This window comes from Candidatus Nitrosocosmicus franklandus (genome assembly GCF_900696045.1).
GTDB classification, from domain to species: domain Archaea; phylum Thermoproteota; class Nitrososphaeria; order Nitrososphaerales; family Nitrososphaeraceae; genus Nitrosocosmicus; species Nitrosocosmicus franklandus_A.
On the sequence record NZ_LR216287.1, the window covers coordinates 1905140 to 1918982 of the forward strand.

At 33.2% G+C, this 13843-nt stretch carries 9 protein-coding genes; 5 read left to right on the forward strand and 4 right to left on the reverse strand.

What is annotated here, in order from left to right; genetic code table 11:
• Positions 1 to 202 precede the first annotated feature (202 nt).
• The gene (locus tag NFRAN_RS08955) at positions 203 to 1573 is read left to right on the forward strand and encodes a sialidase family protein (RefSeq protein ID WP_172602240.1); all 1371 of its coding nucleotides are present in this window, start codon (positions 203 to 205) and stop codon (positions 1571 to 1573) included.
• A 34-nt stretch (positions 1574 to 1607) separates the two neighbouring features.
• Positions 1608 to 3191 carry a cytochrome c biogenesis protein CcdA gene (locus NFRAN_RS08960; RefSeq protein ID WP_134484670.1) on the forward strand — a complete coding sequence of 528 codons (1584 nt, stop codon included), beginning with the start codon at positions 1608 to 1610 and terminating at the stop codon, positions 3189 to 3191.
• Between the two features lie 78 nt (positions 3192 to 3269).
• Here NFRAN_RS08960 and NFRAN_RS08965 read toward each other — a convergent pair whose 3' ends face one another.
• The gene (locus NFRAN_RS08965) at positions 3270 to 3515 is read right to left on the reverse strand and encodes a hypothetical protein (RefSeq protein ID WP_134484671.1); all 246 of its coding nucleotides are present in this window, start codon (positions 3513 to 3515) and stop codon (positions 3270 to 3272) included.
• A gap of 180 nt (positions 3516 to 3695) precedes the next feature.
• Between NFRAN_RS08965 and NFRAN_RS08970 the strand changes: the two genes are divergently transcribed.
• Together NFRAN_RS08970 and NFRAN_RS08975 are read left to right on the forward strand one after the other, a co-directional pair.
• A complete protein-coding gene (locus NFRAN_RS08970) occupies positions 3696 to 3881 on the forward strand; it encodes a YidH family protein (RefSeq protein WP_134484672.1) in 186 nt (61 codons plus the stop codon).
• A 314-nt stretch (positions 3882 to 4195) separates the two neighbouring features.
• Positions 4196 to 5062 carry a class I SAM-dependent methyltransferase gene (locus NFRAN_RS08975; protein WP_134484673.1) on the forward strand — a complete coding sequence of 289 codons (867 nt, stop codon included), beginning with the start codon at positions 4196 to 4198 and terminating at the stop codon, positions 5060 to 5062.
• A gap of 34 nt (positions 5063 to 5096) precedes the next feature.
• Here the strand turns inward: NFRAN_RS08975 and NFRAN_RS13865 are convergent, their stop codons facing one another.
• Positions 5097 to 5249 carry a hypothetical protein gene (locus tag NFRAN_RS13865; protein ID WP_172602241.1) on the reverse strand — a complete coding sequence of 51 codons (153 nt, stop codon included), beginning with the start codon at positions 5247 to 5249 and terminating at the stop codon, positions 5097 to 5099.
• Positions 5250 to 5715: 466 nt separating this feature from the next.
• Here NFRAN_RS13865 and NFRAN_RS08980 point away from each other — a divergent pair, with 466 nt between their 5' ends.
• Positions 5716 to 8925, forward strand: coding sequence for a hypothetical protein (locus NFRAN_RS08980; protein ID WP_145988064.1), 3210 nt, complete (start codon positions 5716 to 5718; stop codon positions 8923 to 8925).
• Positions 8926 to 8979: 54 nt separating this feature from the next.
• Here NFRAN_RS08980 and NFRAN_RS08985 read toward each other — a convergent pair whose 3' ends face one another.
• A complete protein-coding gene (locus NFRAN_RS08985) occupies positions 8980 to 10305 on the reverse strand; it encodes a hypothetical protein (protein ID WP_134484675.1) in 1326 nt (441 codons plus the stop codon).
• A 904-nt stretch (positions 10306 to 11209) separates the two neighbouring features.
• Positions 11210 to 13843, reverse strand: coding sequence for a bifunctional DNA primase/polymerase (locus tag NFRAN_RS08990; RefSeq protein WP_134484676.1), 2634 nt, complete (start codon positions 13841 to 13843; stop codon positions 11210 to 11212).

Genomic DNA, 13843 nt, shown 5'->3' on the forward strand with positions numbered 1-13843 from the left:
TAAAAACCAAATCCACAAATTTGAATATCTTGCTACAGAACAGTTATTAATGACCATAAAATAGTTGATTCTCTATATTAATACTAGCTCTTGTAGTTATGAAACTACAAAAGAAATAGTCTGTATTCATTTTGATTCATAAAGTTATGACATTCGAAGAATGTACAAGAATTCATATATATTTTCTTTGGACACTATCGAAATGAAATTTTCTATGGCTAAAGCTGCCTTACTGTCTACGTGCTTTATTCTGATACTGCTTTTAGGAGGAAGTCAAACGTCTCAAACATTTGCACAACAACAACAACCGCAAACTAATGATACTACAAACGACTACGTGTCATTAATTGTTGATGGTGACGGTTCACATGGAGCCGATTTGTTTGTAGATCCAAATACCAATCAAATCTATGTTACGTATATAAAAACTGAGAATGATAGCTCAGATTTATACTTTACAAAAACCATTGATGAAAACTTTACACTTTCTGAACCTGTTAGGGTAAATGATAAACCTGGAGATGTTATGTGGGATGGCAGAGTACCACCACAAATTGAAGTTACTGATAATGGTACTATCTATACACTATGGGTATCCTCAAAAGAGGCACCTGCATTTGCTCCACATGGGTTTAGAACGCTAAAGATGGCTTATTCGTTAGATGGTGGGGAGACATTTACACCTGCGGTCAATGTAACAAACAAAGACGATGCTACCCAAGCAAAGGCTTTTCAAACATTTGACATTGGAAATGATGGCAAGATATATGTTGGATCATTAAATTACGATGCTCAAATATTAGAAAATGGAACAATTATTTCTACAGATGAAGAAAATGGGACCCAGGCTAGCATAGCTGTATCAACAGATGGCGGAAAGACTTTCAACCCCACACTAAATATAGACAAATTTGCTTGTGAATGTTGTAATGTAAATGTACTAGCTGCTTCTAGCGGTGATGTATATGTTTCATGGAGGGACAAATTTCCAGTTGCACCAAACACTAACCCACAAGTAGATCCTGTCGTAAGAGATATGGTTGTAGCACGTTCTTCTGATGGTGGTATGACCTTTGATTTACCAAATAAGATAGCAAATGATAGTTTTGTATTTGGTGGGTGCGTGCATGTAGGAGCACCAATGGTAGAAGACAGTAAAGGTAACATACATGTAGTCTGGTATACGGGAGCCGAAGATCATCCTGGAATCTACTACGCATATTCTACTGATAAGGCTGCATCTTTTAGTAAACCACTTCCGGTATTAACCGGAGACTGGGTACCTCCTCTACGATCCGATATAGCCGTGGATAACGAAGACAACATTTGGATTACTTGGGAGGACTCATTTGGACTAACTGCACTGGATGAAAAATGGGTATTTGAAAATACATCCGCGATGATACATTTGGGAAAAATTGAAAATGGTACTTTAGTTAATTATCCGCCAGTCAATTCTGAGAACGGTCGTGAGCCTTCCATCGGCACGGGCAATAATTTAGTTGCCGTACTTTGGAACGGTGACGATTCAGTCAATATGTCGATACTGAGACCAGATGAACTAACGAGTTAAATCCATTGGAGATGAAAAAGGGAAATATAGACAAATGACTCTCTCAATTCTTTCTTTTTATTCATTAATTACCTTCTTTTCTTTTATGTTGCTTTTGAACACAAACACTTTGAATGCAGATGAAAATGAAGTCGTAAATTTAATTGCATTTGGCCAAACTACGGCATCAACACAAGCTGATGATAATAATCAACCTAATCAAGCTATTCCAAAGGAACGTATAAAAGGATATGAAGCTTTGTCTTTAGAAAACGGAAAACCCATTACAATATCAAATGTTACTGGCAAAGTGATAATATTGAATTCGTGGGCCACATGGTGTATCCCTTGCAGAGAAGAAATGCCAGGACTACAACAGCTATATGAAGAATATAAGGGCAGCGGTCTAGAAATCATTGGTGTAAGCGTTGATAGTTTTGGAATGGAAAATAGGATTAAACTCTTTACTGAGCAAATGGGTATAACATATCCGATTTGGCATGATCCAAATGACTTCTTTACTAGGACATTCAAAGCTATTGGAGTACCAGAATCGTATTTAATCGATGGTAATGGGAACCTATATCATCAATGGAAAGGTCAATTCAATCCTATATCTGATAACACAAAAGCTTTGGTAGAAGATGCGCTTTCAAAAGTAGCTCCAACATTTACATCATCAAGGACAATTTCTAGTTCAACTAATTCTACTACAGATCTTGGTTCATCAGGTTCTACCAGTATTGAAAGATCTACTTCTGTCGAAAGTGACATTACCACAATAGGGATACCCGTAGCATTCGCTGCTGGTCTATTGAGTTTTCTGTCGCCATGTATTTTACCGATAATTCCAAGCTTTGTTGCCTTCATTACGGGTATGAGTTCTGACGAGTTGTTGAATAGGAACAATAAGAAAAGAAATGAAGGAAGCTCATCAAGAGTAGGTGAATCTTATGACAGTTTGGGTTCTGATATTCACAACAGGATTGATTCAAAGACCGCTTCATCTGGTGTAGGAGAAGAATTAGAAAAACAAGAATCCGTTCACAAGAGGACATCCATAAAGTCAACTACCTTTCTAAGAGGATGCTTGTTTATTCTTGGATTCTCCTTGGTTTTTGTAGCTTTAGGAGCTTCCATTACGGCAATCGGATCTGCATTTCACGAGTATAGCCGATGGATTGAAATCATAGGTGGAATTATGATTATATTATTTGGACTTAATCTTCTTGGGATTTTAAAGATACCTGGAACTCAAAGGGATCGAGGATACAAATTCACAAAGAGACCTGCTGGACACATTGGCTCTTTGTTAATAGGAATGGGATTTGGAGCAGGCTGGACTCCGTGTATTGGGCCGATACTTGCTAGTATATTGACGATTGCAGCTGTAACTACATCAATGTACGAAGGAATACTGCTGTTGACTGTCTATTCAGCCGGATTGGCTATTCCATTTCTAATATCCGCACTAGCAATTGACAAATATCTCGTGACTTACAAGAAATTAACTAAGTATATGCCATGGATTCACAGGATAAGCGTTGCGCTCTTAATAATTATGGGGATTCTATTACTCTCTGGATATCTAACTCTGGTCACAACCTCTTTGGCAGGAACATTTCCAATGTTAGGTTAGGTTAGAAAATTTACTAACTATATTTCATTCAACTCCATTGTTGGCTCGCACGACATAAAGGAATATAATTGAATTTGGTTATTCTTTTATCATATCCTTATCTCTATAGTTTTGATAATCTATTTCAAAAGCATTTGTTCTAGGTTTGTACTTTAGACCATATACAAAAATATTCTGATCAACAATTGTAATTCGAATATATGATATATCAAAAGAAGAGATATCAAACGGACCCGGTCGGTTTAGTATAGATATATTACGAGTCCGATTTGTCAAGTAGGTTGCTTTAAACTGGTTGTAATATTCTGTATTATTAATTGACATAGGTAATCGATCATCTAAAAAACAACTGCAAATATTTATTCGGAATCATGTTTAAGATGTGATAAAATTTCTATTAGTTTGTGCATAGGTTATTTTTTAGATTCTTATCATTATATTTAACACGGGATCAATCGAATTCGTTGTATTATATTATAATAGTTTCTAGATTATGTGAAAAATATGGTCGACGATGTCGATGACAAACGAAAAACTGATCGCTCACAGCAGTATCTTGCAAACGAAAGGACATTTCTATCGTGGGTAAGGACTAGTATTGCGCTGATAGGCCTTGGATTCATAATATCCAAATTTGGTTACTTTTTGACAGAATTTCGAATTATAATTTATCGATATTCAGTAGACTAGCCTGAATTAAATCCATACCAAATCCCATCTTCAATCGATCAATTATCTAATTGGATTGGAATCGCTACTATATCTTTAGCGATTGTATTGATATTGTTTGCATTGAAGAACTATCTCATTACACACAAATCAATAAAGACGCAAACCTACTTACCAAATCTTACGTTAATTTATTTTACAACTGCAATAATTATACTTTTGAGCATATTTGTTTTTATATATCTATTACTTGTTTAGTTCAGGCCATCTCACAATTCATTTATTTTTCTGCAAGATCCATTTTTATATACTTTGCATTTGGATCGAAACCGTGTATGTCAACTTTTGATCCCAATCAGTTTAAGGAAGGTCAACGTCAAGGTTGGAATAATGTAGCAGATGGATGGCTAAAGTGGTGGAATATAACCGAGACAGCAGGTAAAAGTCTCACTAAACGGTTGATAGAACTTGCAGGGATAAAACAAGGTTCAAAGATTCTTGATATAGCCACTGGTATAGGAGAACCATCTATAACAGCAGCACAACTAGTAGGGGAAAATGGACATGTATTGGCCATAGATATATCCCCTCAAATGCTGGCAGTTGCAAAACAGAGGTCTATATCTATGGGTTTACAAGATGTGATGGATTTCAGGGAAGGGGATGCAGAAACTATTAACTTGCCATCTTCCACCTTTGACGCAGCTCTCTGTAGATTTGGCCTCATGTTTTTACCTAACGTCAAAGCAGGATTATCAAACATTCACAATTCATTGGTAAATGACGGAATATTTGCTGCAGCGGTTTGGGCTTCTCCTGATAAGGTTCCGTTTATTTCACTACCTTTTAATGTATTATTGAAGGAAACTAACAGCCCGCCACCTCCAATGAATGCACCTGGTCCTTTCAGTCTATCTGATGAAAAATTACTAAAAGAATATATTAACAGCTCGGGATTCAAAGATGTTACTATTGAAAGACAGGATATGATCTTTAACTTCAAGTCAGCAGAAGAATTTACAAATTTTGTATGTGAAACAGCGTCTCCAGTTCAGGTAATACTATCCAAGCAATCAGAAGAAAGAAGAAAAAAGTTACTGCAAGCTATAACTGAAGCAGCAGTAAATAGCAATGTTGATAAAAATTCAGGTTCAATAAGTTTTAGTAACGAAGTCATATGTATTGTAGGAACAAAACAATAGCAAATAACATTGGAGGATAATTTAATACAAGAAATTAGTCAGAGTAAAAATATGTTCTTCTAGATATGTTCTTATCAAAGGATCGATTAACGTATTCCATAGATTCGTTTTCAGTCAACTGATTCATCTCACAATTTATAACAAGCATTGCTAGTATCAGTTTTTTCTTCTCACTGAATTGAGGCACACTACAATAAAAAAAAGAACAAGATATAAATTTTGACTCTTGATCTTAGTATACAAATCTGTGTTTCTGTTCTTCAGTATATCAAGTCTCATTGGATATGTTCCTTTACGCAATGCAGTATTTAATGACAACTTTATTAAATAATTTGGGTTGAAATCGAGTCTTCTTATTTTATTGCATTTTGACAATCATTCTGCTAATACACTATAAGTATAAGTCATTCTTTTGATGTTCATTAAATACGGAGACAAAATCAAATAATAGAGCTTGTTTCCACTACAAAAGCAGATCATCTTTGATCTTTCTAGAGCAAAATATCACTTTTGGATCACTAATGTACTTTATAAACTAAGATCTGTACAGTTTTTGTAAATTACTGCTATATTTTAGATATATTTATCAATATAATGTAATTATCCTAGCTAATTAAACAAAAGTTTTATTTAACCAACTCATCAAATTATTATTGAAGTCAATAAATACCACTTCAGATGAATTATTTAGATTTTTTGTAAGAAGAATGCCTGAGAAACATATTTCTAATAAAATGAAAAAATTAGTATTAGAACCTTATATTCAGGAGTTATCTATTCCAATTATAAGAGTAAACGATGAAAATAAAGTTAATAATCAAAGAATAATAAATCAGATTACAAAATTAGAAGACGACATTATAGAAGATTTTGTTCAAGATAAAGATATTGCAACACAAATTGACAATCATAAAAACTTTAGAGAGAAAATAAAAGCTAATATGGATCAAAGAATTGATAGAGTAAATACAATAATAGACCATTTTATAAAATCCGAAAAATTTGTATCAGATTTGCAAAAATTAAAAGTAAAAGAAATAGAGAACTTTGTATCTTGGATCATTTCCAATATCAATAGTGATATCTCCAATAGTAAAAAATTAGAAATAGATGACTACAAAAAAAAGATTACTGAAATATTCTCTAGATCAGTTGAGGATTTTATAAACTCTGAAGAATTTCAACAAGATAAATCTAGTATCTATAACAGCATTTTATCATCTAGTTTTATCGATTCGGCTAGTTCGACCTTAAGAGACAACCTTTTTATGTTAGCAAAAATCATAAATTTTATAGAACAGATAGGAAAAGGTGATCCATTACTAATATCCGAAAAGGGATTGGAAAATCCATTAGATATAGAGATTGTATTTCCTACAAAAATTTTTGATGATGGTAATGATTCAAACATAGTCAGCCAGTATCAGGATTTTGAAGATTTTATTGTAGAAAAAATAAATGTAAAGGCACAGGTTAAAAAATTACGGGATTTAAAACATACGAGAAAATCATTGTCAAACATTGAAGATAATCAATTAAAGTTAATAAGTTCAAAACAACAACAACCAAACAAAGATTCAAAAATAACAGCGACAGTTGATAGAGATTCAAATTTGACAGCAAATATAGTAGATGAAGAAGATGAGGAGGAGGAGAAAATAGGAGGAGAATTGGATTTGGTTCTAACAGAGGAAACAATAAAAAATTTGGATGATGTTTCTAAAAATACATTAAAAGAAGAAAACATTCCGTTTACCAATTTTTCTATGACTACCACTAGCTCCAAAATAGGAAAAAGAGTAAAGGAAGTTAATCGTATACTCTATCCTAAAATAGGAAAAGAAATTTTCAAAGATCCAGATGATATACTTGAATCCATCAATAAGGATGTATTAAATCGAAAAGTAGTAGCAAAACCAATAGGTCATTCTTTGAATTTAGATCAGCTAACGGCAGATTTAGATACCATACAGAAATTCCCAAAGTTTGTATCTGGAATAGGTGATTTAAAGAAGGTCAAGGATAAAATAGTCAGATATACTTATGGAGAAATAGCCCACGTAGAGAATATTTTAACAGGTGAATTAAAAGAAAGAGTGCATAAAAAACTTACCAAGACAGAAGAAACTATAACAGTTGAAGAAAAAACAACAGAGGACATTACAAACCATCTTGAATCAACTGAAAGATTTGAATTAAAAAAAACATCAAATGAAGTAATAGAAACAGAAAATAAAATTGATTTTGGAGTAAAAATTACTGCGGGATATGGACCATTCTTTGAAGCAACATCATATTTTGATATGGGAATAGGAACCTCTACAAAGGAATCTAACGATTTATCATCTACTTATTCTAAAAATGTCATTGATAAGAGCATCTCAAAAATTCAACGAGTGATGTCAGAAAAAAGAGTTACAACAATAACTCAACAAATTGAAGAGATCAATACTCATAAACTTGACAATACGACAAGAGACTTTAATGTACATGGTGTTTATCAATGGTTGGATAAAATCTACTGCGGTGAGTTATATGTTTATGATAAACGCTTATTGTTGGAGTTTATAATACCTGAACCCGCAAGGTTTTATAAGGCGATATTTAGACAAAATAAAATTCAAGCTATCGATTTAATGAACAGTAACATAATTATCCCTCCAAAACCAGAAGAATTTCTCACACTAGCAGAGTACGAAGAAGACAACAAACCCAAAATCATAACACCAGAAGATATTACTGAAGATAGTTATATGACATATGCTTCTTGGTATGATGCAGAGGTGAGCCCACCTCCTTCAAAATACATTTGGCTTGCTGAAACATTTAAACAAGATGAATTTATAAAAACAAAAGAAACAGATACAGAAAGTGTATCTAGCTACGTAGCAGAGAGAAAGGTACCAATTCCAGAAGGATATAAAAGGATAGCATGGTGGTACGAATCTGAGGGAAATTCGCTTGATGAAAATAAAGATTTTGATGTCCGCCTGAGACCAAAATTTTCTCAAGGTGACGAAGTAGAAGGGACAGTCGGAATTATAATCGATACTCGTCACTATCTCTCCTATGCGGTTGTAGTAAATATACGATTAAAAAGAACGGATAATTTATTTGATAAATGGCAGTATAATACCTGGCTTAAGATTCATGAAGCCTATTTGAATAAAATGGCGTTATATGAATCGAAAATGTCCGAAAAGGCAATTGCGGAAGGAATCGAGATAGTTGGAAATAATCCGTTATTTAATCGAGAAACTGAAAAGGTGGAGTTAAAGAAGTCCGCAATAATGATACTTACAGAGAACCATCTTGTAACAGATGGTGCATATTACAAAAACAAAGTTGGGGACTATAAATATCCCTACCTAAATTTTAAGACAGCAGAAAAACTGGGTAAGCAGATTCAGTTCTTTGAACAGTCAGTAGAATGGCATAACATACTATATATTTTTTATTCATATTTTTGGGGAAAACATAAATACTGGGTAGAAAATCTGTTTCGTAATGACGTAGATCCACTTTTTAATAATTTCTTAAAAGCAGGAGCAGCAAGAGTGGTCGTCCCAGTAAGGCCAGGGTTTGAAAAAGCCATTTTATATTTTCTAAAAACAAAAATAATCTGGGAAGGAAAAGATGTTCCCGTTATTAATGAACCTATGTACTTGGATATAGTAGAAGAGATGAAAGAAAAACTCGATGTGCTAAACTATGATGGAATACTTCAGGATTCTTGGGAGTATAAAGTTCCTACGTCTTTAGTATATCTTAGAAATAATGATCTTAGTGACAGTGAAGATAATCTTCCAAGCTGGCAAGGATGCAATGATATGGATAATAACATACCAGAACCAGAGGGATAAATTTTGGTAAGTAATGCTTTTATTCATTGCTACTGGTGAAATTGATTGACAAAGTTATTTTGATTTTTTTGATTTTCCCAAAACAGGTTGAATCAAAATATAAAAATCAGCACGTAAATCCCTAAATCTTATTGTTATAGTTGCAGGAAACATGGCATCCCGAAGTTGAATGAGATCTCTAGATCTATTATAACCTACTACAGCAAAAGCATGATTGGCATTTAATTCTTGTTCGCCTTGGACACCAGGAATTGTTACCAGTGTTGTAGTATTTGGGAGGGTTGCAACTATGGTTGGTAGTTCATTATGTCTTTGTAATCTTGATCTTAAAACTCGATCTGTTGTTAAAGTGGGTAAGTCAAAATTTCCTACATCTCTTTCTTCTCTCCAGTCGGGATGATGCCTTATAACAAATTGTAGAGCTGGCCCGACAACATCTTCCATTGCTTTTTCTGGGGTTATGTCATGCCAAAGATTTTGATAAGTTCTTTGAAATCTCACATCGCCTCTTATTTCTTGAATACCGCCAGTAGTAGGATATTTGCCGTATATGGCTACATATGCCTTTTCAATTATTGAGGGCCATAGATTTCCATTTATGGAACTTGCATAATAAAGCTCTCCATTTATTGTATATAGAACAGGAGTAACTGCAACTGCTGGTTTTGTTCTGAATTTCACTGTAAACCATTTCTTATTGCGAAATCCAGGTACTGGAGACTTTTTTTTGGCGAAATTGTTTATAGGATCCAGGTCATGAGGTAAAAGTGGAAGTATCTCATCATTTAGTTGTCCATCTGAATCAAAAAAATGCATTGGACCTGACCTCTTATTTTTTTCTTTATTTTTTGTTTTTCTTATATATTTCTCTACCTTAGTTCCAAAGACATCCTCTATTTCAACTTGATAATCACCATCTTTTTCCAAAAAAACAAGGAATTCTTTTTTTGTTTTTCTTATTGGTTGTCCTCCATCATCTTTGAGTATGTTGCCTTTTTTATCTTTTAAATAATCCCAAGTACGATAATCAAAATCCATGTTTGCACTGGTATTCTGTTTATTGTAGTCTTGTGGATGTGGTCTATATTCAAATATTTCTCTTGTTCTTATAGTTAAGAAAACGAAATTATTTGCTGGTCTATTTTCTTTTACCATATCTACTATAATTTTTTTAGTCCTTGAAACATGTGCTGTAGCTACAAGCACAGCAATAAGTGGACATGTGCCTACTGCTCCTTGCTTTACTTCATTTGGATCAGGATTGGGTCTTGTGCCAGAATTAAATAGACTGGTTTCAAATAACTGCATCTTAAGTTGATCCCCCAGTCTACCTATATAGTCTGGATCAGGTTCATGACTAAGTGGTAAAACTAGAGGCACCAATAGTAAATTAAAGTATTTGTAATATTTTTGCTTTATTATTATGATAAGCTGTTGATATTTTGAGACATTGAAGAATTGAATATTGAACTCCTTATGAATAAGTTTTATGATACATTGTAAGATCCCACTTAGGAAGCAGTAAGGGATTCCAACCAAATAAGATTGTAAATTCGATAAAAGATCCAGAAGATATAATCGACTGTGTATAACAATTGTTCATAATTTATGTCACCTGAACACAAAAGATCATTCTCACCACTTCTAAGATTACTCAAAACGATTCGTTCTAGATTACCAACAAAAAATCAGATGGCTTGAAAGAAATACTCATAGTTTATTATCTCGTTGATGAATTTTACCATCTTGTGTCCTACATGATATCATCACAACCCTATCAAAAGTGCAAATGACGAGGTAAATGTATGCCATAATGACGAAGGAAAGAGAGGATCTAAATTTTGCCATCTCCTCAGTTAAACAATGTATTCCACAGTTAATAACAAGAAAAGTCTGGACTAACTTTTTTTTACAAAAACTGAGACATGATTCTATTACTAATACTACTATATAGTTACCTTAATTACATTTTCCTCGTTCGTAGATGTGAAATAAATTTATATTTACATTTTTTAGTCTCATTAGCAGTAATTCCTTATTCTTGAGACAATTACATATGGTTTATATGCATGTTTCACCTCCTTTAATATAATAAACCTGAAGGAGGGTTAGTAATAATCTACGATGAAATCCAACATCGCTCAATTCTAACATATCTAATTTAAGAAATTGCTTAATATCGAATCTTACCTGTTTTTACTCCGATCCAAGTCCAATGCAAAGAAGCGGAAAATACACGAATTAATTCAATTTATTGTAATTTTTATTGATAAATATTCTTGTTTTATAGTTTTCTTATTCCTCGAAAGACTTTACTATAATAAACATAATTTTCAACTCCCTGAAAATACCGACTTAACGAACCGAATTTGTTATATTCTTTTACAAATCGACATATGCAAATCTGGTTATTCCCTTGATCTAATAATTTGAATAGATTTGCTCTCCCAATTCCGTATTTTATTAAGCCAATAATTTGAAAATCTAACCAGTTTTCATCGATTTTATTGTAATTATTAGACATCTTAAGCTTGAAGAACTGTAATTTATTGTCATCAACAGATAAATTCGTGTAATTTATGCATTTTTCGTTTGTGGAGCTGAATTGGTCTACATCAACAATAGGATAGTATCCGTTTTTTCTCTTGTCCACCTCAGATTGAAAGTCATCGATAAGGCCATTATTTTTTAGTTCCATGAGGTATATCTTTTTTATAGCATCTGTGGTTAGCGATTTTCCTTTTATTTTTTTGAAATAATCGGATAATTCGTTTGTATAAACTGCTATCCTATCTTCGCTTTTATCATCTTTTTGTAATGGCTCTTTCTTGGATAAGTATAATGGTATAAAGATTTCAGTAAGAAAATCTACCTTGTAAGAAGGAATTCCTGTAATATTATGAATTAGTTTTAAAACTTCTTCTAGGTCTGAAAGCAGTGTAATTGTAAGTATTTCTTTACCATAAACCAGCTTGGGTCTGTTATACGAATTCACCTTTGTAATTAGAACAAGCATTGAAAAAATTCTATCGGCTATTCTAACATCGGGACCTTTTTCAGATGGAAGCGATTCAGATAATATAGATTGAAATGGAATCCATACGTTATTAGAATAGTTTAATAGCAATTCTTCCTTGAGTAATAAAATACATTCTTTTGCAAGATCCAAATCTTCTTTTGAGATGATGAGTTGTTCCTGAACTAACGCAGGAAGACCCTTCTTTTGGGCGATTAAGATATTGGAATCTTGGTATTTTTGCTTTACCATATTAGGAGATGTGATAAAGAATCTACTTTGTATCTCAGGCCACATTGACCAGCTTGAATCATCTTTTGCGCTACAAAATATACATGCAGGCCAACCTCTTGTAACGATATGCTTTACTTCCAGTCCTTTCGTTTCTGTTTTGTAAACATAAGGATGCTCAATTTCTAAAGTATCATGGGATAAGATAGGTTTTAAAATATTCCAGGTGTCAGAATGTGGAGGCTCCAAGAATACCAAAATCATATTTGAAAGATCAATTAGAACTTTAGAGTCATCATATAATGCTTTAAGCCGTTCTTTCAAGTCGTTTTTAATATTTTCATCCTTTTGTTTTTCAATTTGAGATTTTATTTCTTTGACCCTTTCGATAATTGGTTCGTTGTTCTGATCAACCAGAATACCTTTGTCTCGGATCAATACCTTTGGAGACATATTACCTATCATCCAGACATTTTGTTTTGGAAATAGTTTAATGACTTCTGATACTGCATAAGTCTTTCCCTCACTTGTTGGCGCCACTATGCCGAGGTTGAGAGGATCGGAAGTAAAAGTACTTAAAGATGTATATAATATTAGACGGATTAAAGAATCCTCTCTCTTTACTGTTTTTTGAATAATTCTTAGAATATACTCTACAAGCATTTTATCTGGAATTTTATCAAATATTCTTTCTTTGTCTACCACTATAGACTCGATCTTTGGATTTTCTTTTTGAAACTCATATTTGACTTTAGAGTTATCATTTCCTTTATCCAAAGATGAGTCAATTTTCGTATTTATCCAACCCATAGATTGCTTTACTAGGATAGATGCTTCATTTTCATCTAATGGGGGTTTACAATGAAGGTCATTCCAAGTCATCGCTCTTTTAAATAATTCATCAAATGTCAACACCTTATTAGACAGACTATACCATGAATCTATTTTTCGTAATAGATTAAGATGGCGATTGTTACCAGCATATACTAGATAATCGTCTTCATCCATTTCCTGAAGACTAGGTAACGAAGGGTATTTTGTATAGTTCCCATTATATTTGAGACAAATATTGTCTAAGGCAGTTTTAAGCAAGGATGTTTTTTTATCATCAAGAATTTGGATGGATTTAGTTCCTTGAATTTCATAATGAAAACCATTCTTGTGGAGTGATCCAGGTCCGATCAGTAATGTGGAACTATCAGTCTTTACCTCAATTGCAGGTAATTCAGAGTTTATTTCCTTATTGATAATACTAATTGTGCTAATTCCACAAATCTTGTGAATTGGTTTTTCTACAATCATGTAAATATGAGCTCTCTCACTCTTAGCATCTTCATGTTGAACTACTAGGGTGTGTTGAGACAATTCTTGAATAGACTTGATCTCAGTAAAGGAGGCAACAAACTCTTCCATACCTCCGTTATTGTCAATATCTATACATATCAAGTATTTTCCTCTATTCGGTCCTCTCCAAATCCTTCCTGTGAACAATGCAAAGCCATTTTTGAATAAACCTTCGTTTTTCAATTTTTCAAAAATTTCATTAGGAATAACCTTATCCTGCCATTCTTTCCAGTTTACTAATGGTCGCTTATTTCTCGAATCCATTGGGATTAAATTAATGCCCATTTGATAGTAGAAGTAATGCAAATTGTCATAAATTGAAGTCAT

What these genes read in the sequence shown, in the direction of transcription:
- NFRAN_RS08955 (WP_172602240.1), top strand. Translation starts at nt 203, where the DNA reads ATGAAATTTTCTATGGCTAAAGCTGCCTTACTGTCTACGTGCTTTATT.
- NFRAN_RS08990 (WP_134484676.1), bottom strand. Translation starts at nt 13,843, where the DNA reads ATGACTTCAATTTATGACAATTTGCATTACTTCTACTATCAAATGGGC.
- NFRAN_RS08960 (WP_134484670.1), top strand. Translation starts at nt 1,608, where the DNA reads ATGACTCTCTCAATTCTTTCTTTTTATTCATTAATTACCTTCTTTTCT.
- NFRAN_RS08970 (WP_134484672.1), top strand. Translation starts at nt 3,696, where the DNA reads ATGGTCGACGATGTCGATGACAAACGAAAAACTGATCGCTCACAGCAG.
- NFRAN_RS08965 (WP_134484671.1), bottom strand. Translation starts at nt 3,515, where the DNA reads ATGTCAATTAATAATACAGAATATTACAACCAGTTTAAAGCAACCTAC.
- NFRAN_RS08975 (WP_134484673.1), top strand. Translation starts at nt 4,196, where the DNA reads ATGTCAACTTTTGATCCCAATCAGTTTAAGGAAGGTCAACGTCAAGGT.